The sequence below is a fragment of the Methylobacterium sp. WL119 genome, assembly GCF_008039875.1.
Taxonomy (GTDB): domain Bacteria; phylum Pseudomonadota; class Alphaproteobacteria; order Rhizobiales; family Beijerinckiaceae; genus Methylobacterium.
In genome coordinates this window covers 21,902-43,880 of record NZ_VRUU01000016.1, presented here as the reverse complement: position 1 = coordinate 43,880, position 21,979 = coordinate 21,902, and the positions used below count along the sequence as shown (strand labels likewise).

Genomic DNA, 21,979 nt, shown 5'->3' with positions numbered 1-21,979 from the left:
CCGCACGGCCCTCACCGGAAGGAAGATCGCTTGACCCGGATCCTGCGCCGCGCACTCGCCGCACCCGTGATGCTCGCGCTCGTGTTCCCGGCGCTCGCCGGCGTCGGCCCGGAGGACAAGCCGGCGCAGAGCGACGGCATGGTGGTGCAGGGCACCGGCCCGGGCACCAGCGCAGGCGGCAGCCCGTCCGATGTCGGGATCAAGCGCGCCGGATCGAAGGCGGATGCCGAGGGCCGCAACAAGCTCAGCCCCGCCGGCTTCCTCACCACCGACGTAATCGGGATCAAGGTCTCGGACAATGCCGGCAACGCGCTCGGCACGGTGGTCGACCTCGTGATGGAGGACGGGCGCACCCTGACGGCCGTGGTGCTCGACATCGGCGGGTTCCTCGGCGTCGGCACGCGCTACGTCGCGGTGCAGCCGGCCGCGCTGATCCTGTCCCCGGGCGGCGAGCGCTACGCCGCCACGCTCGACATGAGCAAGGAGCAGCTCGGGGCCGCGCCGGACTTCAAGTACAGCAAGTACAAGCCGCAGAACTGACGCGGCATCAGCGTGTGGCAGGCGGCGATGCGTCGTCGGCCACGCCGATCCCGGCCGCGCTAGGGCAGGGAAATCCGCCTTCAAGAATGTCGCTTGCGGTCAAGCTTGGCTATGGCGATGTCCACGGGATTTTCGGTGGGAACGGTGATGGTCGAGGCCTTGCGGAAGGCGATCCGGTTGCGGGCGACGCGGCGCTCGCGCGACCTGCGGATCGGAACCAGCGGCTGCGCCCGCACGCCGCCGGTCGGCACCGCCGACCGCGGCACGGCCACGGCGCACCGCCTCACCGCCCGCGAGCTGATCGCGATGGCGCAGGCCGCGCGTCGGGCGCGCGGCAGGGAAGAGCCGGAGGGCTGAGCCGCCTCAGCCGCCGCCCGGAAGCGCGCCGAGGCCCGCCACCTGGCAGATGTCGCGGGCGGGTTCGGCCAGCACCGTCTGCGCGGCCGCGACCTCGGTCTGCGCCGGGCCGGCCGGGGCGATGGTCGCTGCCGGCGGGATCGCCTCGGCGTAGGCCATCGCGGTCGAGGCGGGCGGCGGGGTCTGGGCCTGGCTCCCGGCCTTGCGCTTCTCGTAGAAGGCGTTGCCGCCGGCCACCGCCACGTAGTGCATGTTGTCGTACGGGTATTTCCGGCCGGCGGTGTGGAAGTACATCGCCCGGCCGACCTTGGGATGGCGCTCGCCGGCAAGGATTGCGTCGGCGGCGTCGGCGACCTTCTGCAGGTCCTTCTCGGCCATCGGCTTGGTCAACACGCCGGTCGCGAACTGCCGCGGCTGGCCGACCACCGAGCAGATGCCGCCGTTCGGGAAGGCGGCGTTCTCCAGGCGGTTCATCACCACGGTCCCGACCGCGAGCAGGCCTTCGGAATCGCTGCGGTTCGATTCGAAGTACATCGCACGGCCGAGGCAATCGCGCTCGGTATCCGACACCACCATCGGCTTGCCGCGCGTCGAGCCGGTGCTGAGAGCGGTGTTCGCGCTGGTGTTGCAGGCGCCGAGACCTGGTCCGAGCAGGAGGACCGACAGGGCCGGCACCGTCAATCTCGTCCCGATACCCTGCATGCCGCCCGGCCTCCCAGCCCATTGCCTCGCCGATGCGATGCGTTCCGGCCAAGCTCGGCCCGAAAGGTGCGGATTTTGTGGCATCATGGTGAACCGACGGTTGCGTCAGCGCGTCGTCGCCTGCGCTTTCAGCATCGCCGCCGCGGTCTCGCGGAATGCGGCGGTCGGCACGGCGACGGACGGAGCCCGCCCCTCCTCCCGGCTGCCTGCCACCAGCACGCCGATCACCACGGGGTTGCCCGCCTCGACCTGCAAAAGCGCCGAGCCCGATTCGCCGGGTACCGCCCGGCAATCGTGCAGCAGCAGGGGCGCCGGGCCGGGGTCCCGCCACGCGCTGCAACCGCCCTGCGCGGTCATCAGCTGGGGCTTGAGCCGGCTGTAGCCCGCCCGCCGGATCTCGCGGCGGATCGCGGCCGGGTCGGCTTCGGCACCGGGATCCTCCAGCGTCAGCGGCGTGCCGGGGATCGGGTCGGCGAGCTCGATCAGGACCCAGTCGCCCTGCATGTTCGGCCGCGCGGTGCCGTAGGCGAAGGCGTAGTCGTCCGGCTTGCGGTAGGCGGCGGCCAGGCTGTGCGCGCGATACGCGCCCTGGCGGTACCCGGCCACGAAGTGGACGACGCCCGGGTTGACCCAGCGCTTGCGCGGCTCGTCCCACAGGCAGTGCGCGGCGGTGAGCGCGAGCCGCGGACCGATCAGGGTCGCGGTGCAGGATTGGAGGCGGTTGGTGCCGAGCACCACGTTGAGCTTGCCGATCGCGCTGTAGGGCCATGCCTCGGCATCGAAGGCCATGTCCTCCGCACGCGCCGCGCCGGCCCACAGGCATGCGCCGACGAGGACCAGGGCGCGCACCTTCCTCAGCCCGCGACGTGCCGGGCGAACGATGCGAGGTCGATGTTGCCGCCGCTGATCACCACGCCGACGCGCCTGCCCCGCACGTCGAGGCGGCTGTGCATCACCGCCGCCGCCGCGAGGCAGCCGGTCGGCTCGACCACGAGCTTCATCCGCTCGGCGAAGAAGCGCATCGTGGCGACGAGCTCGGCGTCCGTCACCGTCACGATGTCGGCGACCCGCTCCTGGATGATCGGGAAGGTCAGCGATCCGAGGAACGTCGTCTGCGCGCCGTCGGCGATGGTGCGCGGCACCGGGATCGTGACGATCCGCCCCTCACGGAGCGAGCGTTGCCCGTCGTTGCCGGCCTCCGGCTCGACGCCGATCACGGCGCAGCCGGGCGAGCGCTCGGCGGCGACGAGGGCGCAGCCCGACAGCATGCCGCCGCCGCCGAGGCAAACGACGAGCATGTCGAGCGGCCCGGTCTCGGCGATCAGCTCGAGGGCGAGCGTTCCCTGGCCGGCGATCACGTCCGGATGGTCGTAGGGCGGGATCAGGGTGAGGCCGCGCGCCTCCGCGAGTTCGCGGCCGAGGGCGACGCGGTCCTGGGTGTAGCGGTCGTAGCGCACCACCTCGGCGCCGTAGCCTTGCGTCGCCGCGACCTTCATCGCCGGCGCGTCCTGCGGCATCACGATGGTGGCCGGCACGTTCAGCAGCCGGCTCGCGAGGGCGATCGCCTGGGCGTGGTTGCCCGAGGAGTAGGCGATGACGCCGCGCGCCCGCGCGTCGCCGGCGAGCGCCGCGATCGCGTTGTAGGCGCCGCGGAACTTGAAGGCGCCGGCGCGCTGCAGGTTCTCCGCCTTGAAGAACAGGCTCGCCCCGGCGCGTTCGTCGGCGGTGCGCGACGTGAGCACCGGGGTGCGGTGGGCCACGCCGGCGATGCGCTCGGCGGCGCGCGCCACGTCGGCGAAGGTCGGCTGGCCTGGGGGCGCATCGGTCATCGAGGGCTCGCTCGGCGCCCGCGCCGCTCGCGCCCGGAGCGCGACCCTTCGGCGAGGGGCCCACGCACCGTCCTATACGCGTCCCCGGGCGCCGCCGGCACCCTCGGCGTGCGAACGGAGCCAATTGCCCGCTCGGTTCTTATCCTCGGACAAGATCATCATCCGGCAGGGCCGGTCCCGTCCGATCGGCGGGGCAGGCCGCCGGACGAACGACGGACTCACGGAACGACATGCGGACATTGGCAAAACTCGGGCTCGCGGCGCTGGCCGTGGTCCTCCTCGGCGGCGCGGCCTTCGTGCGCTTCGCGGTCTATCCCGAGAGCGCGTCGCTCCCGCTCGCCGACGGCCAGGGGGCGAGCCCGACGCTGCCCGCCCCGAACGCGACGCCGCTGCCCACCGTCAACATCGCGCCCGCCACCGGCTGGGCGAAGGGCGCCAAGCCCGCGCCGGCCGCCGGCCTCTCGGTCGCAGCCTTCGCCGAGGGGCTCGACCATCCGCGCTGGCTCTACACCCTGCCGAACGGCGACGTGCTCGTCGCCGAGAGCAACACCCCGCCCTCCGACGGCACGTTTCCCGGCGTGAAGGCCTGGATCGCGGGCAAGATCATGGATCGGGCCGGCGCCGGCGTGAAGAGCCCGGACCGGATCGTGCTGCTCCGCGACGGCGACGGGGACGGCGTCGCCGAGGTGAAGACGGTCTATCTGAAGGGCCTGACCTCGCCGTTCGGCATGGCGCTGGTCGGCAGCGACCTCTACGTCGCCAACGCCGACGCGCTGGTGCGGGTGCCCTACGAGGCCGGCGGGACCGAGAACGGCGCGACGCCCGAGAAGATCGTCGACCTGCCGGCCGGGATCAACCATCACTGGACCAAGAACGTGGTCGCGAGCCCCGACGGCGCCAAGCTGTTCATCACCGTCGGCTCGAACAGCAACGTGGCCGAGAACGGGCTCGAGGCCGAGAAGGGCCGCGCCGCGATCTGGGAATACACGATCGCGACCAAGGCCTTCCGCGAATATGCCACCGGCCTGCGCAACCCGAACGGGTTGGGCATCGAGCCCGAGACCGGCGCGCTCTGGGCCGCGGTCAACGAGCGCGACGAGATCGGCAGCGACCTCGTGCCGGACTACGTCACCGCGGTGAAGGAGGGCGGGTTCTACGGCTGGCCCTACAGCTATTACGGCCCGCACGTCGACGAGCGCGTCACCCCGCAGCGCCCGGACCTCGTCGCCAAGGCGATCGTGCCGGACTACGCCCTCGGTCCCCACACGGCCTCGCTCGGCATCGCGTTCTCGCGGGGCGCGAACCTGCCCCCGGCCTGGACCAGCGGCCTGTTCGTCGCCCAGCACGGCTCGTGGAACCGTCGTCCGAAGAGCGGCTACAAGGTGATCTACGTGCCGTTCGCCGACGGCCGGCCCGCGGGCACGCCGGTGGACGTGCTGGCCGGCTTCCTCGACGCCGACGAGAAGGCGCAGGGGCGCCCCGTGGACGTGGCCTTCGACAAGACCGGGGCGCTGCTCGTCTCGGACGACGTCGGCAACGCGGTCTGGCGGGTGACGGGGGCGGCCGCCTCGCAGTGAGGCGGACGCCTCAGATCCCCGCGTACCAGCTGAAGCCGAGTTCGGAGACCATGCTGCCGCGGCCCTGGCCGAGGCCGTCCACGCGATCGACGGCCTCGATCGAGGCGAGGTACTTCAGCGACTTGTAGCCGAGCTGCCGCTCGACCCGGAGCCGCACCGGCGCGCCGTGCGCGATCGGCAGCGCGCCGCCGTTCATGCCGTAGGCGAGGATCGTCTGCGGGTGGAGCGCGTCGAACAGGTCGTAGGTGTCCCACCAGCCGTCGACGGTGCGGATCACGATGAAGCGCGCCTCCGGCTTCAGGCCGGCGACGGCCAGGACGTGGGCCAGCGGAACCCCGGTCCATCCGCCGATCGCCGACCAGCCCTGCTCGCAGGAATGCAGCGTGATCTGGGTGCGGGCGGGCATCGCCTTCAAGTCGGCGAGCGAGAATTCGGCCGGGTTCGCCACCAGCCCGCGCACCGGCAGGCGCCAGTCCGAGAAGCCGATCTCCTTCGAGCGGCGGTAGGCGGCGTCGTCGGGGTCGGTGGTGTTGATCGTCGGGAAGACCGCCGAGATCGCGTCCGGGGCGAACTCGCGCACCAGCGGCTGATGGCGCAGCAGGAAGCGCTGCACCGTGAAGCTCAGGCGCTCGCTGATCCCGTAGAGGCCGCCGCGGCTCGGGCCGCCCTCCCCGATCCTCTCGCAGCTGGCGAGCAGCCCGGTGCCGCCGAGGGCCGAGGCGCCGAGGATCAGCTTGCGCCGGGAGATGTCGCTCATCGCTTCGCCTCGCGCTCGTGCCGCCGCGCGGGTTCCGCGGCCGGCGCCCGGCGCCCGATGGTCATCCCGCGCATCAGCGCCGCCGGGCCGTTGGCCAGGACCTGCCAGACATGCACTGCGAGGAACGCCACCAGCAGGGACGCGCACAGGAAGTGCAGGGTCCGGGCCGACTGCCGTCCGCCGAACAGGTCGAACAGCTCGGGGATCGCCGTCGTGACCCCGGGCGACATCGTCAGGCCGGTGAGCAGCATCAGCGGCGACAGCACCAGGACGACCGCCAGGTAGGCGAGCTTCTGCAGCACGTTGTAGCGGGTCTGCGTCGGCCCCGGGCCGCGCAGGTGCAGGTGCTCGCGCACCGTGCCGGCGATGTGCGCCGGGCGGACCTGGTCCGCATCCGGTAGCAGCCGGCGGGACAGGTGGCGCGTCGCGAGGCTCCAGGCGAGATAGAGCAGCCCGTTGAGGACGAAGATCCAGGCGGCGAGGAAGTGGATGTTGCGGCCCCAGCCGGTCTGTTCGAGGTTCACCGGCAACGGCAGGGCGATCCATGCCGGGGCATCGAGCGCGCCCGTCTCGCCCCAGAACAGCCGCGGCAGCGCCAGCAGGATCGCCGTGCCGCTGACCGCGAGCGCGACGAACGCGGCGGCGTTGATCCAGTGCGTCGCCCGCACCCAGGCGGGATGGCGGATCCGGCCGTCCTCGCGTCCCGTCATCGTGCGCCGATCGGATGGTCCTGCATCATAGCGCAGGATCGCACGGCCCCTCGATTGATCCAATGTGAAAGTCCGCCGCGGCCCCGGCGCCGCGAGACCTGTGCCGCCCGGGCGTATACGATGGCAGCCCGCTGTCCCCAGCACCTTGCGTTGACGCGGGAACCGTTGCGGTCATCCTCGGCTTCCGGGATGGTCGGTGAATCAGCAATGTTGCATCCGTTCATCCTGCACACAGACAGGATATGCGATGTGCGACCACGGCCTCCGTCGCTGGAAAACGAGCTTCCGTGAAGATCGCTCTCATCGCCCACCTGAAGTTCCCCATCGCGCAGCCGTATCCGGGCGGTCTGGAGATGCACACGCATCTCCTCGCCGGCGCCCTGATGCGACGCGGGCACGACGTGACGTTGTTCGCCTCGGAGGGATCGGATCCGACACTTGCGCCGGTCTGCGTCTGCCCGCCGACCGGTGACGGGCTCGGCGATCCACTGCGTCATGCGTCCATCGATCGCGCCGAGAACGCAGCCTATGCGCGGATCATGGAGATGGTGCGGGCCGGCGACTTCGACATCGTGCACAACAACAGTCTTCACGACCTGCCGCTGCGCCGAAGCCGGGACCTCGCGGTGCCGATGGTGACGGCGCTTCACACGCCCCCGTTCGACTCGCTTGAGGCGGGCGTGCGCGCCGCCCCCGCCGGCATGCCGTTCGCCGCCGTCTCGAACCACACGGCCGACGCGTGGCGCGAGATCGTCGCCGAGCCGGTCGTCATCGGCAACGGCGTCGAGCTCACGGTCTTCGTCTACCGCCCGGCGCCGGACCCGGTGCCCTACGTGTTCTGGTCCGGCCGGATCGTGCCGGAGAAGGGGCTGCACCTGGCGATCGACGCCGCGCGCGCCGCCGGCCTCCCGCTGCACTTCGCCGGCCCGCGGCCCAATCCCGCCTACTGGGCGGAGTGGATCGCCCCGCGCCTCGGGGACGACCTCGTCGATCTCGGCCATCTCGGCCATGCCGAGCTCGCGCGTCACCTCGGCGGGGCGCGGGCGGCCCTGGTCACCCCGCGCTGGGAGGAGCCGTTCGGGCTGGTGGTCGCCGAGGCGCTGGCCTGCGGCACGCCGGTCGCCGGCTTCCGCCGCGGCGCGCTCCCCGACATCCTCGACGCCACCTGCGGCGCGCTGGCGGCGCCCGACGACGTCGCGAGCCTGTCGGATGCGATCGTCCGCGCCGTCGCCCTCGACCGCCGCGCCTGCCGGCAGCGTGCCGAGGACCTGTTCGACGCCGACGCGATGACCGCCGGCTACGAGGCGCTCTACGACGCGGCGCTCGCCGCGCACGACCTCTCGCTGCTGCCGGTGCCGCGCCTGCGCCGCGTCGCCGGCGCGCAGGCCTGACCATGCGCCCGTCCGAACAAGCGGTCGTCTGCGTGCCCGCCCGCGACGAGGTGCGCTGCCTGCCGCGCCTCCTCCGCTCGCTGGCCGCTCAGGACGGCCTCTCGGCCGGGACGCCCCTGCGCGTCCTGATCGTGGCCAACAACTGCACCGACGGCACGGTCGCCGCCGTGCGCGCGATGGAGGCGGCGGGCGAGGCGCCCGCGCTCGCGATCCGGGTGATCGAGGCGCATCTCGAGCCGGCGGAGGCCCATGTCGGCACCGCGCGGCGGATGGCGCTCGATGCCGGCGCCGCCTGGCTCGACGCCGACGGGCATCCCGACGGCATCCTGCTCACCACCGACGCCGACGCGCGGGTGCCGCGGACCTGGCTCGCTGCCAACCTCCGGGCGCTGGAGGGCGCCGAGATCGTCGGCGGCCGTCTCGTGATCGACCCGGAACAAGAGACCGATCCGGCGCTCGCCGACCTGCATGACCGGATCGAGCGTTACTGGGCCGCCGTCCGCCGGATCGAGGACGCGCTCGATCCGCCGCCGCACGATCCCGCCCCCCGTCACGGCGACCATACCGGCGCGAGCCTCGCGCTGCGCGCCGCGCTGTATCGCAGCGTCGGCGGCCTGCCGGCGCTGCCGCGCGGCGAGGACAACGCCCTCGTCGCCCGCGTCCGCGAGGCCGGCGGACGCCTGCGCCACTGTCCCGAGGTGTCGGTGATGGTCTCCGACCGCGCCGCCGGCCGGGCGCAGGGCGGCATGGCCACCGAGATGGTCCGGCGCGCCGTCACCGCCCGCGCCGGCCTCCCCTACCGCCTGCCCGCACCGAGCCACTGGGAAGCCGTGATCGCGCGGCGCGCGGCGCTGCGCAGCGTCTTCCGCGGCACGGCCGGACCCGGGCGCCTTGCCGCCCTCGCGGCGTTCGGCCTCACCGCCGCGGACCTCGCATCCATCAGCCCGGATGCCTGCGTCAACGACATCGCCTTCGTCGAGCGGGCGGGCCCGCTGTGCGAGGCCGCCGACGGACCGGCTCCGGAGATGGAACTCGACGCAGCCCTCGCCGCCTTCGACACGATCCTCCGCCCGAGCGCGGCCGCGTGAAGCGGCCGGTCGGCTACTACGTCCACCATCAGGGCGCCGGCCATTGGCAGCGCGCCTGCGCGATCGCCCGGCACCTCGACCGGCCCTGCACCCTGATCGGCACGCTGGCCGGCCTCGATCGCGACGCGGCGCCGGGCAGCGTCCTCGACCTGCCCGACGACCGCTTGCCCGAGGCCCGTTCGCCCGAGGCCGCTTTCGACGGCCGTGACGGGGCGGCGACGCGCCCCGAGGCCTTCCACTACGCGCCCCTCGGGCTGGCGGGCCTGCGCGACCGCATGGCGGCGATCGCGGCCTGGATCGCGCGGGAGGACCCCGCCCTGATCGTGGTCGACGTCTCGGTCGAGGTCGCGCTGTTCGCGCGCCTGATGTCGGTGCCGGTGCTGATGGTGCGGCTCGCCGGCACCCGGACCGATCCGCCCCATCTCGAGGCCTTCCGCAGCGCCGAGCGCCTGATCGCACCGTTCCCGCGCGCCCTCGACGGCGCGTCCGTCCCGGCCTGGGTGCGCGACAGGACCCATTACGCCGGCTTCATCGGCACGACCGCCCGCCCCGGCCCTGCCCCGGACCCCGACGGCCCGATCGTCGTGGTGTTCGGCCGCGGCGGCGCGGGCGGCGACGCCGCCGAGCTTGCCGCCGCGGCGCGAGCGGTGCCGGATCGCGCCTGGCACGTCCTCGGTCCGGTCGCGGGCATGGTCGCCGATCCGCCCCCGAACCTGCACCTGCACGGATGGGTCGCCGAGATCGGCCCGCATCTCGCCCGCGCCGCCCTGGTCGTTGGGGGCGGCGGCGACGGCGTGGTCGCGGCGGTGGCGGCTGCGGGACGCCGCTTCGTCTGCCTGCCCGAACCGCGGGCCTTCGGCGAGCAGACCGAGAAGGCGGCGGCGCTCGAGTGCCTCGGCGCCGCCGTGGTGCGCCCGTCCTGGCCGGAGGCGTCCGCCTGGCCCGGCGTCGTCGCGGCCGGCCTCGCCCTCGACCCCGCGGCGATGTCCGCCCTGCACGATCCCGACGCCGTGCCGCGGCTGGCCGCGACGATCGAGCGGATCGCCGCCGGCCTCGACGCGCGCTGAGCCCGCGCTCAGAACGGCCGGTCGGCGGTGACCTGCGCCGCGGCGATCTCGGCCTCGGTCGGGGAACGCAGCACGGCGAGGCCGCCGGCGCGGTCGGCCGCCACCAGCCCGAGCCCGGCGAAGGCGTCGAGCCAGCCGTCCATCGGCCAGATCCCGTGGCGTCGGTGGAAGCGCCGGGCGTTGGCGACGATGTCGGTGAAGTGCTGCAGCGGCGGGTCGCAGGACAGGTGGTGCTGGTGGAAGGCGTGCATCCCGCCGGCGAACAGCACCGGCACCCCGGCCTGCGCCGCGCGGAAGGCGAGGTCGGTGTCCTCGGCGCCGTAGCCCGTGAAGCCCTCGTCGAAGCCGCCGATGCGGTCGTAGGTGGCGGCCCGCATCGCGAAGGCGAGCGACCAGAACAGGCCCGGTTGCGGCGCCGGGATCACGCCGGCCTCCGGGAAGCGGCGCGCCGGATGGCGGTGGCCGACCCGGTCGAGGCCGGCTTCGGTCCAGCCGTCGGAGACCGCCGCGCCCGGAAGGTAGCGGATCTCGCAGCAGATCAGCCCGTCGTGCTCGGCGACGGATGCGGCGAGCCCGGACACCAGGGTCGCGGACGGGATGCAATCGACGTCGAGGTAGACCAGGACGTCGCCGGACGCCGCGCGGCGTCCGGCGTTGCGGGCCGCGGCGAGGGGCAGGCCGTCGCGCCGCAGATGCGTGCGCCGCACCGGGAAGCCGAGATCCGGCAGCGGGCCGTCGTCGCCGCCCATCTCGACGATCACGGCCTCCGCCGGCGGCGCGCCGCGCCCGAGGCCTTCGAGCAGGCGCGCGAGATGGTGCCCGCGGCCCTTGTTCAGGGTGACGACGCTGACGCTCACGCCGAGACCTCGGCCGCGACCCCGTCCACGTGCAGCACGTCGAGGCGGTACTCGGCGGCGCGGATCCGATGCACCGGCCGTGCGAAGCGCGCATCCGCGATCAGGGCCTCGGCCGCGGCGTCGCCCGAGAGCGGATAGTCGGTCTCGCCGAGCCAGTGCACCAGCACGATGTGGCCGCCGGGCAGGATCGACGACCCGATCCGCGCCGCGATCCGCGCGACGTCCGCGCGCGAGAAGAAGTACGCCACCTCCGACAGCACGATCAGGTCGAACCGGCCCGCCGGCCACGTATCCGGGATCGCGCAGGCCTCGAAACGCACCCACGGCATCGCGGCGTTGCGGGCGCGGGCGGCGGCGAGCGCGGTCTCGACCACGTCGATGCCGAGCAGCGCCGCGCAGCGCGGCGCGAGCCGGTGGGTGAGGACGCCGATCGAGCAGCCGATCTCGAGGCCCGAGGCGTAGCGCTCGCGCGGCAGGGCTTCGAGCGTCGCGGCGTACTTGGCGGCCTCGTAGGCGCTGGTGGTGAAGCCCCACGGATCGGGATCGGGGTCGGCGCCGTAGAGCCCGGCGAAGTAATCCGGCGTCAGCGAGTCGGCGCGGCGGCTCATCGCGGCAGCTCCACGAAGCGTTCGTAGGGGCCGCACAGGCGCTCGACCATCGCCTCCGATAGGCGGAAGCCGTCCGGATCGTCGGCGATCAGCCGCGTCGTCTGCGAGGCGTGCGCCGCGACCGCCCGGCGCTTGGCGGGGCGGTGCGCCTCGACGTCGAGCCGGAATCCGGTCGGCGCCGGCCCGACCTCGCGCTCCGGCGGCAGGGTCCAGCCCCAGACCGGGTAGGCGTAGGCGCGGATGCCGGGGATCAGCGGGCGGGCGAGCCCGACGATGTCGGCCGCCGCGGTGTGATCGCAATGCGGGTCGTGGCGCCAGGTGACGAAGACCGCATCGGCCCCGCTCTCGCGCACGGCGTCCGCGATTACCTCGGCCGCGGCCTGCGCCGTCGCGCCGGTGCTCGGCACGTGCGCGTCGGGCAGGCGCAGGAAGGCGACGTGCTCGGGCGCCATCCCGAGCTCGCCGACCGCCCGGCGGGTCTCGTCCTCGCGCAAGTCGCGCAGCCGCTCGGGCGGGTACAGGCGGGAATTCGGATGCGAGCCGCAACCGTCGCTGACGACGACGAGCCGGACGGGCAGGCCGCGCGCCCGCGCCTCGGCGATCAGGCCGCCGCAGCCGAGGCTCTCGTCGTCGGGATGGGGGGCGACCACGACGAGGCCGCGCGTCGCCATCGCCGAGAGGTCGGCAACGGGCAGGGTGTCGAGGAGGGGAAGGAAGGCGTCGGCGCGCATCGGGTCTCGGCGGTTCGCAGGGCTCGGCGCGACGGGGTCGTGCGTCGATGCGGCTGTCAGGTCGGTTCGGGGTCGTGCCAGAGCGCGTGGACCGGGGCGTCGGCCCCGGCGACGTAGGCCGCCGCGCTGACGAGGGCGCCGTCGGGGGCCGGCTGGCGCAGGTAGGTCGCGAGGTCGCGCACCAGCCGCTCGAGCGGGTGGGCTTCGAGGAAGCCGGAGAGGCCGACCGAGCGCTGGGCCAGCTCGATCGCGTCGAGGCCCGCCCGCTCGACCGCGCCGCGGGCGAGGGCGACGTAGGCGACCGCCCGGTCGCCCTCGACGGGCTCCGTCGTCGCCAGCCGGGCGGCATGCTCCACGAATAGGCGCGCGGTCTCGGCGGCCGTGGCCGCCTGCCCGAGGCGGGCGCGCTGGTGCGGATCGCCGCCGCGGCCGGTCGCGGTCAGGTGGCCGCGATGCGCCTCCAGCACCGCTTCGATGCCGCCGCACTGGACCGCGAGGAAGCGCCACGCCCCGGCGGCGAAGAACGGCTGGCGATAATAGTCGTCCGGGGCGCCGATGCGGTCCAGGGGCTCGACCCGAAGGCCGGAGAAGTCGACGGTGCCGGTGGCGGAGGCGCGCATCCCGTGGGCGCGCCAGTCGGCGAGCTCGGCGCGGGCTTCCGGATCGAGCGGCACCACGAGCATCTGGCGGCGCCCGTCCGGAAGCCGCGCGGTCACCAGCGGGCGCGTGACGTGCCCGGCCCCCGAGGCGTAGGACTTCGCGCCGGTCAGCACCGCCGGATCCGCCTCCGTGCCGAGCGCGAGACCACCTGGCTCCGCCGGCTCGGTGTTCCACACGCCGAACAGGTGCCCGGCACGGGCATCGGCCGCGAAGCGCGCGCGCACCGGATCGCTGCCGTAGCGCAGCACCAGCGCCAGCGCGTTGACGTGGCCCTCGTAGATCCGCCCGACCGCGAGGTTGCCGCGCCCGATCCCGCGCAGCACGTCGCGCAGGCGGTCGGCGCCGCCGGGCGTGCACAAGCCCGCTCCGCCCAACGCCTCGGGCAGCGGCGCGACGAGCAGCCCGGCGCCGCGCAGCGCCGCGATCGCCTCGACGGGGAAGCTGCCGTGCCGATCGGGCGCCGGCGCGCGCGCCACCGCGGAGGCGGCGAGCTCGGCGATGCCGACGGGGCGCGCGTTCACGAGCGCGATGGGGAGGGGAATCGTCATGTTCGGATCCGCAGAATGACGCGTGCGCGTGAACGCGCCATGTACGGACGCGCGAAGGTTCAATCAGCGGTAGGCGCGGCACGTTCCGGTCGCCCGGAAGGCTTGACCGTCGCACCAGCATGATCCTTGCTCCAGGTCCGAACCGGCCGAAATGAGTCCGGACCAGCCGAAATCCGAGAGGGCTCCTCGTGCTGCTGACGCCTCGCGAAAAAGACAAGCTCCTCGTGGCCATGGCCGCGCAGGTCGCGCGGAACCGCCTCGCCCGCGGCGTCAAGCTCAACCACCCGGAGGCGATCGCGCTGATCACCGACGTCGTGGTCGAGGGCGCCCGCGACGGGCGCTCGGTCGCCGAGCTGATGCAGGCGGGCGCCAACGTGCTCACCACGGACCAGGTGATGCCGGGCATCGCCGAGATGATCCACGACATCCAGGTCGAGGCGACCTTCCCCGACGGCACCAAGCTCGTCACCGTGCACCATCCGGTGCGCGGCGCGCCCTCCCCCGACGTGCCGGGCGCCGTCACCACGCTGCCGGGCGAGATCGTGTTCAACGAAGGCTGCGAGCGCACCGTGGTTGAGGTCGCCAACGTCGGCGACCGGCCGATCCAGGTCGGCTCGCATTACCATTTCTTCGAGGTCAACCCGGGGTTGCGCTTCGACCGGGAGAAGGCCCGCGGCCGGCGCCTCGACATCGCGCCGGGCACGGCGGTGCGGTTCGAGCCCGGCTCGACGCGGGAGGTGGCCCTGGTGCCGCTGTCCGGCGGGCGGACGGTGTACGGCTTCCGCGGCGACGTGATGGGGGCGCTCTAGCATGGCCAACACGCCCCCCCGCGCCGCCCTCCCCCGCGCCGCCTATGCCGACATGTTCGGGCCCACGACCGGCGACCGCATCCGGCTCGCCGACACCTGCCTGGAGATCGAGGTCGAGCGCGACTTCACCACCTACGGCGAGGAGGTGAAGTTCGGCGGCGGCAAGGTGATCCGCGACGGGATGGGGCAGAGCCAGGTCACCAACGCCGACGGCGCGGTGGACACGGTGATCACCAACGCGGTCGTGCTCGACCATTGGGGCGTGGTGAAGTGCGACGTCGGGATCGTGAAGGGGCGGATCGTCCGGCTCGGCAAGGCCGGCAACCCGGACATCCAGCCGGGCGTCGACATCGTCGTCGGCCCGGGCACCGAGGTGATCGCCGGGGAGGGCAAGATCCTTACCGCCGGCGGCTTCGACAGCCACATCCACTTCATCTGCCCGCAGCAGATCGACGAGGCCCTGTGCTCGGGGATCACCACCATGCTCGGCGGCGGCACCGGGCCGGCGCACGGCACCTTCGCCACCACCTGCACGCCGGGCCCCTGGCACATCGCCCGGATGATCGAGGCGGCCGACAGCTTTCCGATGAACCTGGCGTTTGCCGGCAAGGGCAACGCCTCGCGCCCCGACGCTCTCGTCGAGATGGTGCGGGCCGGCGCCTGCGCGCTCAAGCTGCACGAGGATTGGGGCACCACGCCGAAGGCGATCGACACCTGCCTGACGGTCGCCGACCAGCACGACGTGCAGGTGATGATCCACACCGACACGCTGAACGAGTCGGGCTTCGTCGAGGACACGATCGCGGCGTTCGCCGGCCGCACCATCCACGCCTTCCACACCGAGGGCGCCGGCGGCGGGCACGCGCCCGACATCATCAAGGTGGCGGGGCTCGCGCACGTGCTGCCCTCGTCCACCAACCCGACGCGGCCCTACACGAAAAACACCATCGACGAGCATCTCGACATGCTGATGGTGTGCCACCACCTCGACCCGTCGATCCCGGAGGATCTCGCCTTCGCCGAGAGCCGCATCCGCAAGGAGACGATCGCGGCCGAGGACATCCTGCACGACATCGGCGCGCTCTCGATGATGTCGTCGGACAGCCAGGCCATGGGCCGGGTCGGCGAGGTCGCGATCCGCACCTGGCAGACGGCGGACAAGATGAAGCGCCAGCGCGGCGCCCTCCCCGGCGACGCCTCGGGCAACGACAACCTGCGGGCGCGGCGCTACATCGCGAAATACACGATCAACCCGGCGATCGCGCACGGCGTGTCGGCCCATATCGGCTCGGTCGAGCCGGGCAAGCTCGCCGACCTCGTGCTGTGGTCGCCGGCCTTCTTCGGGGTGAAGCCCGACCTCGTGATCAAGGGCGGGATGATCGCGGTGGCGCCGATGGGCGATCCCAACGCCTCGATCCCGACGCCGCAGCCGGTGCATTATCGCCCGATGTTCGGCGCCTACGGCCGCGCGCCGTTCGCGACCGCGCTGACCTTCGTCTCGAAGGCCGCGATCGCGGACGGCCTGCGCGAGCGCCTGGGTGTCCAGAAGCAGCTCGTCGCGGTGGAGAACGTGCGCGGCGGCATCTCGAAGAAGAGCATGATCCTCAACGACGCGACGCCCGAGATCGAGGTCGACCCCGAGACCTACGACGTGCGCGCCGACGGCGAGCTGCTGGTCTGCGAGCCGGCCGACGTTCTGCCGATGGCGCAGCGGTACTTTTTGTTTTGAGGTAGGATCGGCACGTTCGAGGAGAGCCACGATGTCGAACGCCGCGCTGAGACCGCCTCCGGCGGCCGATCCCTATGAGACGGACTTCTATCTCTGGACGCAGGCCCAGGCCGAGCTGCTGCGGGCACGCCGGTTCGACGAGCTCGACCTGAGGAACCTGATCGACGAGGTGAGGAGCGTGGGCGGCAGCGAGAAGCACCAGATCGAAAGCCGCCTGGACGTTCTTCTCGGCCATCTCCTCAAGTGGAAGTACCAGCCGGGATTGCGCAACAACAGCTGGACGGCCACGATCTTCGAGCAGCGGACCCGGATCGGCCGTGTTCTGCGCGCCAGCCCCAGCCTCAAGCGCTACCCGGCGGATGTCTTCGACGCGTGTTACCTGTCCGGCCGCCTGCTGGCGTCGAAGGAGACCGGCATCGACTTCACGCTGTTTCCCGAGGTGCCGCCGTTCACGGTCGTTCAGGCGCTCGACCTCGACTACCTGCCCAAGGAGCCCGACCTGCTGGATCAGTCCTGACCCCATGATCCGCGCCACCCGCGTCATCCGCGCCGACGTTCTCGCCGGAGCCGAGATCGTCGACCGCATTGTGCTCGACCACGGCGACCGGCATCGCCGCCGCATGGCGATGCGCGGCGTCGGCGGGCTCGCCTTCCTGCTCGACCTGCCCGAGCCCATGGTGCTCGACGACGGCGACGCGCTGGCGCTGGAGGATGGGCGGCTCGTCTGGGTCGAGGCCGCGCCCGAGCGCCTGCTGGAGGTCCGGGCCGGGTCGGACCACGCCCTGAAGCGGCTGATCTGGCATATCGGCAACCGGCACATCCCGGCCGAGATCACCGCGGACGCGGTGTTCATCGCCTTCGACCATGTGCTGGCCGAGATGGTGCGGGGCCTCGGCGGCAGCGCCGAGCCGGTCGAGCGCCCGTTCCGGCCGGAAGGGGGCGCCTATGCCGGCGGCCACGCCCAGGCGCATGGCCATGATGCCGGCGACCCTGGCGAGCCCGCGGGCGGCCGCGCCCATCATCACGGCGACGGGCGCTACCACACCCATGATTGAGCGCATCCGGCTGATGGCGTGGCTGTCGCCGACCTACCCGGTCGGCGCCTACGCCTACTCGCACGGGCTCGAATGGGCGGTGGAGGCGGGCGACGTCGCCGACGAGGCGGGCATCTCCGGCTGGCTCGGCGACGTGATGGAGCACGGGACCGGCCGCAACGACCTGATCCTGGCGGCCCACGCCCACCGCGCCGCGGCGGCGGCGGCTCTGCCGGACCTCGCCGGGATCAACGATCTCGCCCTGGCGCTGGCACCGTCGCGCGAGCTTCACCTCGAGACGAGCCAGCAGGGCCGCAGCTTCCTCGACGCGACCCTGGCGGCTTGGCCGTGCCCACCCCTCGACGGGGTCGCCGGGGCGCTGCCGGGGGCGGTCGCCTACCCGGTCGCGGTCGGGGCCGCCGCGGGCGCGCACGGCATGGACCGGCCGGGGATGCTGGCCGCCTACGGACTCGCCTTCGTCCAGAGTCTCGTCTCGGCCGCGTTGCGCGCCGCGCCGATCGGGCAGGCCGCGGGCACGCGGATCATCGCCGGCCTGAGCCCGCGCATCGCCGCGCTCGCCGAGCAGGCCGAGGCCTGCAGCCTCGACGACCTCGGCTCGGCGACGCTTCGCCTCGATCTCGGCTCGTTCCGGCACGAGACCCAGTATTCGCGGATCTTCCGCTCGTGATCCTCTGACGGAGCTTGCCCGCATGGCATCGAACAATGGACCCTTGCGCGTCGGCATCGGCGGGCCCGTCGGCTCGGGCAAGACCGCGCTGATGGAGCAGCTCTGCAAGCGCTTCCGCGACACCTACGAGATCTGCGCCATCACCAACGACATCTACACCAAGGAGGATGCCCGCATCCTCACGGTGGCCGGCGCGCTCCCCGAGGAGCGGATCATGGGGGTCGAGACCGGGGGCTGCCCGCATACGGCGATCCGCGAGGACGCCTCGATCAACCTGGCGGCGGTGGCCGAGATGCGCCGGCGCTTCCCGAAGCTCGACCTGATCCTGATCGAGTCGGGCGGCGACAACCTCGCGGCGACCTTCTCGCCGGAGCTCGCCGACATCACCCTCTACGTCATCGACGTGGCGGGCGGCGAGAAGATCCCGCGCAAGGGCGGCCCCGGCATCACCCGCTCGGACCTGCTCATCGTCAACAAGACCGACCTCGCGCCGCTGGTCGGCGCCGATCTCGGGGTGATGGAGGCGGACACCCGGCGCATGCGCGGGCCGCGGCCCTACGTGTTCGCATCCCTGCGGGAGGGCGCGGGAGCCGACGCGGTCGCGCGCTTCGTCGTCGAGGCCGGCGGCCTCGGTGGGATGCCGTCGCGTTAGTGCTCGGCGTTGGCCGAGCGGGAGCGGGCCGTCCCCGGGCTCTGCGGGACGCCGCCCATCAGCGCATCGAGGCGGCTCATGCGGGCGGAGAACTTCTGGGCGGTCTCGAGGGCGGCGCGGTCGCGCGGGCTCAGCGGCTTCAACCGGGTGTCGCCGGCGTGAGCCGAGGCGATCGGCAGGGCGGCGAGGACGAGGGCGGCGATGCGCAGGGACGATGTCATGATCATCACTCCATGCCGGCTCGGCCGTTCACGCGCGAGCACGGGTCGGCCTTCGGCAGGACTTCAACGTAGGGGTGAACGTGCGGCCAAGCTGTGCGCTGTCGCACCGCGGCCGGCGACCGCGCGCATCTCGACAGCCGGATCGATCGATGCAAGGTTTCGTCCGGAATAGCGCCGGCCGGAGGCATCGTGTCCGCCGGCTGTGATGGAGCGGGCATGTCGCCGGAATTGCAGGAATCGCGTGCGGCCCTGATCCTGATCGCCGTCGTGGTCGTATCCGTTCTGATCTTCGGGGCCGTGACCCTGTTCAGCCAGATCGGCTGATCGTCCCCCCTCGTCCGGTCTCGGGCCTCGCCCGAGCGATGTCGGGAATCGAACGGGGCGACGTCTCGGCCTCGTCGGCCGGGCCTGCGCGCCTGCACTGGGCTCGAACAGCATTCCCAGCATCGGATAGCCCTGCATCCCCCATGAATCGGTAGAATGCAGCGGTGTCGAGCCTGATCCGAGTGTTGAATTAACGCGTTGTTAATTCCATCTTGGGTTGTATATCGGCGGTTCCCAAGCGAAACTGCAACCGAACCGTGGAGGTCCTCCATGCGCTCAGAAACGATCGACCGGTCCCGCTCGCGGCCCGTCGACCTGACGGCGGCCCTGTCGGCCTCCGGCGTGGTCGGAACCTGGGCCTGGTCGGCCCAGCCCGACCGCTGCATTCTGGATGCCGGGGCCGCCGACGTTCTGGCGGGAGACCATGCGATCGCCGGGCTGCCCGTGCCGTTCGAGCGGGCCAAGGCCCGCGTCCATCCCGACGACTTGCCGAAGCTGTCGCGCCACTTCAAGCGCCTGCGCCGCAGCGGGGGCCTGTTCGTCGCGGAATACCGCACCGTCTCGACCGCCGGCCGCGTCCGCCGGATCCTCGATCGCGGCCGGCTCGTCCGCAACGAGTCGGGGACCGTGCTGCACGGCCACGGGATCATCATCGACGTCACCGAGGGCGATCTCGACCTCGGCGCCTTCGCCGAGATCGAGCGGAAGGACCCCTCGGCGATCCTCGACACCGCCGCCGCTCACGCCTTGGCCTGCCGCGAGACGATCGATCAGCTCGACAACTCGGAGTTGCGTCTTCTCGTCGACGTGCTGCTCCTCAGCCTCGGCCAGCAGATCGCCGCCCTGTCGCGCGGGCCGGGGCGCGGGCACTGATCGTCGAACCGGCCGGTGCGGCGCGCGTGCCGCCGCGCCGCCGGCGAGGCCGGGCTTCGGCACATCGATCGTGCCGGGCCGGGCGTCCGGCAGGCGCCGGGCCGAAGCGGCGGCGTGCTACTGTACCAGCACGGCCTGGTTGCACATTGTGCCGTCGACGGTGACGTCGGCGTAGCCGAGGCGCAGCCCCAGGATGCGCAGCGTCGTGTCGAGCACCATGTCGAGGGCCGGGGTCACCGCCATCAGCGCGGTCGACAGCAGCGGCCCGAGCAGGGGCGGCACGATCAACCCGTTGATCGAGAGCGACAGGCCCTGGACCAGGCTTCCGGTCAGCGATTGCGTCAGGCCGGTGGTGGACACGGTCTTGGTGACCTGCCGCGTGATCTCGTCGTCGGAGAAGGTCAGGGTCTGCGGCGCCGGGCTGGCGATGGTCGTCCGCGCCGTTCCCTGCACCGTCAGCAGCGGCAGCGCGATGAGGTTCGCGAACCGGCTCAGGTCGGGCGTGCCGGCGCCGACCGCGATGCTGCTGCGCGGGACGTTGGCGACGGCGAGGGTCGCGAGGCCGGGCTGCGCATCCACCGTCGCCTGCCGCCGGGTCGAGGCGGTCCAGGGGCAGGCGACCCCGCGCAGGGTCGCCGAGGCCTGCGCCGCCTCGAGATAGATCGGCAGGGTCACGGTTCCGAGGCCGAGCGGCGCGGTCAGCGTCGTCTCGAGCAGCATCCGCACCTGCGCGGTGTGGACCGTCGCGTTCGGCGTGCCCGGCTGGACGTAGCCGGAATCCTGGCGCCGCTCGCCGATCGCCAGCGTCAGCCGCGTGTTGAGCAGGCCCGGGACCGTCGCGCCGAGGTCGAGCGCGATCTGGTTCTGGCCGTTGGCGTTGGCGGCGATGTCGGAGATCACGTCCATCAGGCCGACGAGGGGGCCGGCCGCGCCCCGCGCCGGGGACAGGGCGGCCGCATCCCCGAGGTCGACGACCTGCGCCACGGGGATCAGCGCCCCGGCGTTGGGCAGCGCGCCCATCAGCTTCGTCAGCGCCGTCACCGCGGCGCCCGCCCCCGACGTGCCCTGTGCCGCGACCTTGAGGGCGGCGGTGAGCTGCCCGACGCTGGCGTTGGCGGCGACGAGGTCGGTGTAGTCCGCCGCCTGGAGGTTTAGGTTGGTCGCCAGCGCGTCGAGGAAGCGGAAGGCGTCGACATGCATCGACAGCAGCGCGTTGTAGTCGAGGACGGAGAGCGAGAGCTTCGTCCCCAGCATCGCCCCGAGCAGGGCGTTGGCGATGCCGCCATCGAGCGCGGCCACGCCGGAGCCGATCGAGATGGCGGCGAACTGCGCGCTCGCGGCCGTGCCCGTCACCTGGATCGGCACGGTCCTGGGCAGGCCGAGCACCTGGGCGAAATGCACCGGCACCCCCGTCCGCAGCCCGACGCGGACGGCGTTGGCGGGGCTGGCGCCGGCCTGGAACCGGCTGGCGGGCGCGATCCTGGCGTTGCCGGCGTAGCTCCCGGGCGAGACCGTCACCGTGGCGGCGGCGTAGCCGTTGTCGGCCAGCGAGCGGCGGGCGAGCGCGTCGGCCCCGCCGCCGCCGGCGGCGGCCAGCATCGCGGCGATGTCGACGGCGCCCTGCGCCTTGCGCTTGGCCTGCACCACCATGCCGAGATCGATCCCGACCGCGGCCGCGCCCATCAGCGCGGTGGCCCCGAGCGCCACCAGAACCGCGACCGAGCCGCCCCGGGCCGATCGCAGGTCGCGCGCCCGGCGGCTCACAGCCCGCCCCGGCGCACGCTGACCGTGCTGGTGAAGATGTCCGGCGGCAGCGGGACCAGCTTGCCGAGGGACTTCAGCCCGAGCCCGGAGGAATCGTAGGTGAGCGTGACCGTGTAGACGGTGGCGTCGCTCGGGCTGGTGCCGACCGAGACCCCGACGCTGCCGGCCTTGAACATCGCGCTGGCGGCGAGGCTGCGCTGCACCACCGCCTGGGCGAGGGAGGCGCGCTCGCCGTCGCTGACGCCGGCGACCGAGGCGCGTGCCGCCTCCGCCGCGATATCGCGCAGGGTGTGCGTGGCGCCGAGATAGATGCCGAAGGCGGAGATGCCGGCGAACAGCAGCAGCAGGAGCGGCGTGACCAGCGCGAACTCGACCGCCGCGTTTCCGCCGCGGCAGGCCGCCAGCCTTCCGCCCCCGCGTCCCGCCCTCGTTCCCATCGCACGCGATCCCATGAGCTTGCATC

At 72.9% G+C, this 21,979-nt stretch carries 25 protein-coding genes; 13 read left to right on the top strand and 12 right to left on the bottom strand.

Going from position 1 to position 21,979, the window contains the following annotated elements:
- The first annotated feature begins 30 nt into the window (after positions 1-30).
- Together FV227_RS09115 and FV227_RS09110 are read left to right on the top strand one after the other, a co-directional pair.
- Positions 31-540 carry a PRC-barrel domain-containing protein gene (locus FV227_RS09115; RefSeq protein WP_147728943.1) on the top strand — a complete coding sequence of 170 codons (510 nt, stop codon included), beginning with the start codon at positions 31-33 and terminating at the stop codon, positions 538-540.
- 117 nt (positions 541-657) lie between these two features.
- The gene (locus FV227_RS09110; protein WP_147858770.1) at positions 658-897 is read left to right on the top strand and encodes a hypothetical protein; all 240 of its coding nucleotides are present in this window, start codon (positions 658-660) and stop codon (positions 895-897) included.
- A 6-nt stretch (positions 898-903) separates the two neighbouring features.
- Here the strand turns inward: FV227_RS09110 and FV227_RS09105 are convergent, their stop codons facing one another.
- The 3 genes from FV227_RS09105 to FV227_RS09095 all read right to left on the bottom strand — a co-directional run bounded on the left by FV227_RS09105 (position 904) and on the right by FV227_RS09095 (position 3,428).
- On the bottom strand, positions 904-1,578 hold the full coding sequence (locus FV227_RS09105; RefSeq protein ID WP_348642582.1) for a cell wall hydrolase: 675 nt from the start codon (positions 1,576-1,578) through the stop codon (positions 904-906).
- Between the two features lie 126 nt (positions 1,579-1,704).
- The gene (locus FV227_RS09100; protein WP_147729571.1) at positions 1,705-2,448 is read right to left on the bottom strand and encodes a trypsin-like serine protease; all 744 of its coding nucleotides are present in this window, start codon (positions 2,446-2,448) and stop codon (positions 1,705-1,707) included.
- Between the two features lie 5 nt (positions 2,449-2,453).
- The gene (locus FV227_RS09095) at positions 2,454-3,428 is read right to left on the bottom strand and encodes a threo-3-hydroxy-L-aspartate ammonia-lyase (RefSeq protein ID WP_147858768.1); all 975 of its coding nucleotides are present in this window, start codon (positions 3,426-3,428) and stop codon (positions 2,454-2,456) included.
- Between the two features lie 230 nt (positions 3,429-3,658).
- Between FV227_RS09095 and FV227_RS09090 the strand changes: the two genes are divergently transcribed.
- Complete coding sequence (locus tag FV227_RS09090) at positions 3,659-5,005, top strand: sorbosone dehydrogenase family protein (protein WP_147728913.1); 1,347 nt, start codon at positions 3,659-3,661, stop codon at positions 5,003-5,005.
- Between the two features lie 10 nt (positions 5,006-5,015).
- Here FV227_RS09090 and FV227_RS09085 read toward each other — a convergent pair whose 3' ends face one another.
- Positions 5,016-5,762 (bottom strand): molybdopterin-dependent oxidoreductase, encoded by a 747-nt coding sequence (locus FV227_RS09085; protein ID WP_147858767.1) that lies wholly within the window; start codon positions 5,760-5,762, stop codon positions 5,016-5,018.
- Positions 5,759-6,472, bottom strand: a complete 714-nt coding sequence (locus tag FV227_RS09080; RefSeq protein WP_147728915.1) for a cytochrome b/b6 domain-containing protein — start codon at positions 6,470-6,472, stop codon at positions 5,759-5,761. The genes FV227_RS09085 and FV227_RS09080 overlap by 4 nt, the downstream gene beginning before the upstream one ends.
- Before the next feature lie 287 nt (positions 6,473-6,759).
- On the opposite strand from FV227_RS09080, the gene FV227_RS09075 reads away from it, so the two are divergent.
- Genes FV227_RS09075 through FV227_RS09065 form a run of 3 tightly spaced genes read left to right on the top strand, consistent with a single transcriptional unit; the run spans position 6,760 to position 10,018 of the window.
- Positions 6,760-7,863 carry a glycosyltransferase family 4 protein gene (locus FV227_RS09075; RefSeq protein WP_147843158.1) on the top strand — a complete coding sequence of 368 codons (1,104 nt, stop codon included), beginning with the start codon at positions 6,760-6,762 and terminating at the stop codon, positions 7,861-7,863.
- Positions 7,864-7,865: 2 nt separating this feature from the next.
- Entirely contained in the window at positions 7,866-8,951 is a 1,086-nt protein-coding gene (locus tag FV227_RS09070) for a glycosyltransferase (protein ID WP_147858766.1), read from the top strand.
- Positions 8,948-10,018, top strand: coding sequence for a glycosyltransferase (locus FV227_RS09065; protein ID WP_147858765.1), 1,071 nt, complete (start codon positions 8,948-8,950; stop codon positions 10,016-10,018). Before FV227_RS09070 ends, FV227_RS09065 begins: the two co-directional genes overlap by 4 nt.
- An 8-nt stretch (positions 10,019-10,026) precedes the next feature.
- On the opposite strand, the gene FV227_RS09060 is transcribed toward FV227_RS09065, so the two are convergent.
- From FV227_RS09060 to FV227_RS09045, 4 genes are read right to left on the bottom strand one after another with little or no spacing between them, the layout of a single operon-like run.
- Positions 10,027-10,875 carry a galactosyltransferase-related protein gene (locus tag FV227_RS09060; protein WP_147858764.1) on the bottom strand — a complete coding sequence of 283 codons (849 nt, stop codon included), beginning with the start codon at positions 10,873-10,875 and terminating at the stop codon, positions 10,027-10,029.
- On the bottom strand, positions 10,872-11,483 hold the full coding sequence (locus FV227_RS09055; protein ID WP_147729493.1) for an SAM-dependent methyltransferase: 612 nt from the start codon (positions 11,481-11,483) through the stop codon (positions 10,872-10,874). Before FV227_RS09055 ends, FV227_RS09060 begins: the two co-directional genes overlap by 4 nt.
- On the bottom strand, positions 11,480-12,214 hold the full coding sequence (locus tag FV227_RS09050) for a PIG-L family deacetylase (protein WP_147729492.1): 735 nt from the start codon (positions 12,212-12,214) through the stop codon (positions 11,480-11,482). Before FV227_RS09050 ends, FV227_RS09055 begins: the two co-directional genes overlap by 4 nt.
- Before the next feature lie 56 nt (positions 12,215-12,270).
- On the bottom strand, positions 12,271-13,422 hold the full coding sequence (locus FV227_RS09045) for an acyl-CoA dehydrogenase family protein (protein WP_147858763.1): 1,152 nt from the start codon (positions 13,420-13,422) through the stop codon (positions 12,271-12,273).
- A gap of 188 nt (positions 13,423-13,610) precedes the next feature.
- On the opposite strand from FV227_RS09045, the gene FV227_RS09040 reads away from it, so the two are divergent.
- Genes FV227_RS09040 through ureG form a run of 6 tightly spaced genes read left to right on the top strand, consistent with a single transcriptional unit; the run spans position 13,611 to position 18,334 of the window.
- Positions 13,611-14,231 (top strand): urease subunit gamma, encoded by a 621-nt coding sequence (locus tag FV227_RS09040; RefSeq protein ID WP_147729308.1) that lies wholly within the window; start codon positions 13,611-13,613, stop codon positions 14,229-14,231.
- Position 14,232: 1 nt separating this feature from the next.
- Complete coding sequence (ureC, locus tag FV227_RS09035) at positions 14,233-15,960, top strand: urease subunit alpha (RefSeq protein ID WP_147729309.1); 1,728 nt, start codon at positions 14,233-14,235, stop codon at positions 15,958-15,960.
- A gap of 31 nt (positions 15,961-15,991) precedes the next feature.
- Entirely contained in the window at positions 15,992-16,477 is a 486-nt protein-coding gene (locus tag FV227_RS09030; protein ID WP_147843752.1) for a DUF29 domain-containing protein, read from the top strand.
- Positions 16,478-16,481: 4 nt separating this feature from the next.
- Complete coding sequence (locus FV227_RS09025) at positions 16,482-17,015, top strand: urease accessory protein UreE (RefSeq protein WP_147858762.1); 534 nt, start codon at positions 16,482-16,484, stop codon at positions 17,013-17,015.
- Positions 17,008-17,682, top strand: a complete 675-nt coding sequence (locus FV227_RS09020; RefSeq protein WP_147729385.1) for an urease accessory UreF family protein — start codon at positions 17,008-17,010, stop codon at positions 17,680-17,682. Before FV227_RS09025 ends, FV227_RS09020 begins: the two co-directional genes overlap by 8 nt.
- Positions 17,683-17,704: 22 nt before the next feature.
- Positions 17,705-18,334 (top strand): urease accessory protein UreG, encoded by a 630-nt coding sequence (ureG, locus tag FV227_RS09015; protein ID WP_147729384.1) that lies wholly within the window; start codon positions 17,705-17,707, stop codon positions 18,332-18,334.
- On the opposite strand, the gene FV227_RS09010 is transcribed toward ureG, so the two are convergent.
- Positions 18,331-18,555 carry a hypothetical protein gene (locus FV227_RS09010; RefSeq protein WP_147729383.1) on the bottom strand — a complete coding sequence of 75 codons (225 nt, stop codon included), beginning with the start codon at positions 18,553-18,555 and terminating at the stop codon, positions 18,331-18,333. The two genes, ureG and FV227_RS09010, sit on opposite strands and share 4 nt — an antisense overlap.
- Positions 18,556-19,149: 594 nt before the next feature.
- On the opposite strand from FV227_RS09010, the gene FV227_RS09005 reads away from it, so the two are divergent.
- Positions 19,150-19,752, top strand: a complete 603-nt coding sequence (locus FV227_RS09005) for a PAS domain-containing protein (RefSeq protein WP_147729382.1) — start codon at positions 19,150-19,152, stop codon at positions 19,750-19,752.
- A 117-nt stretch (positions 19,753-19,869) separates the two neighbouring features.
- On the opposite strand, the gene FV227_RS09000 is transcribed toward FV227_RS09005, so the two are convergent.
- Positions 19,870-21,516 carry a TadG family pilus assembly protein gene (locus tag FV227_RS09000; RefSeq protein WP_246686380.1) on the bottom strand — a complete coding sequence of 549 codons (1,647 nt, stop codon included), beginning with the start codon at positions 21,514-21,516 and terminating at the stop codon, positions 19,870-19,872.
- On the bottom strand, positions 21,513-21,953 hold the full coding sequence (locus FV227_RS08995; RefSeq protein WP_147728412.1) for a TadE/TadG family type IV pilus assembly protein: 441 nt from the start codon (positions 21,951-21,953) through the stop codon (positions 21,513-21,515). Before FV227_RS08995 ends, FV227_RS09000 begins: the two co-directional genes overlap by 4 nt.
- Between the last annotated feature and the right edge of the window lie 26 nt (positions 21,954-21,979).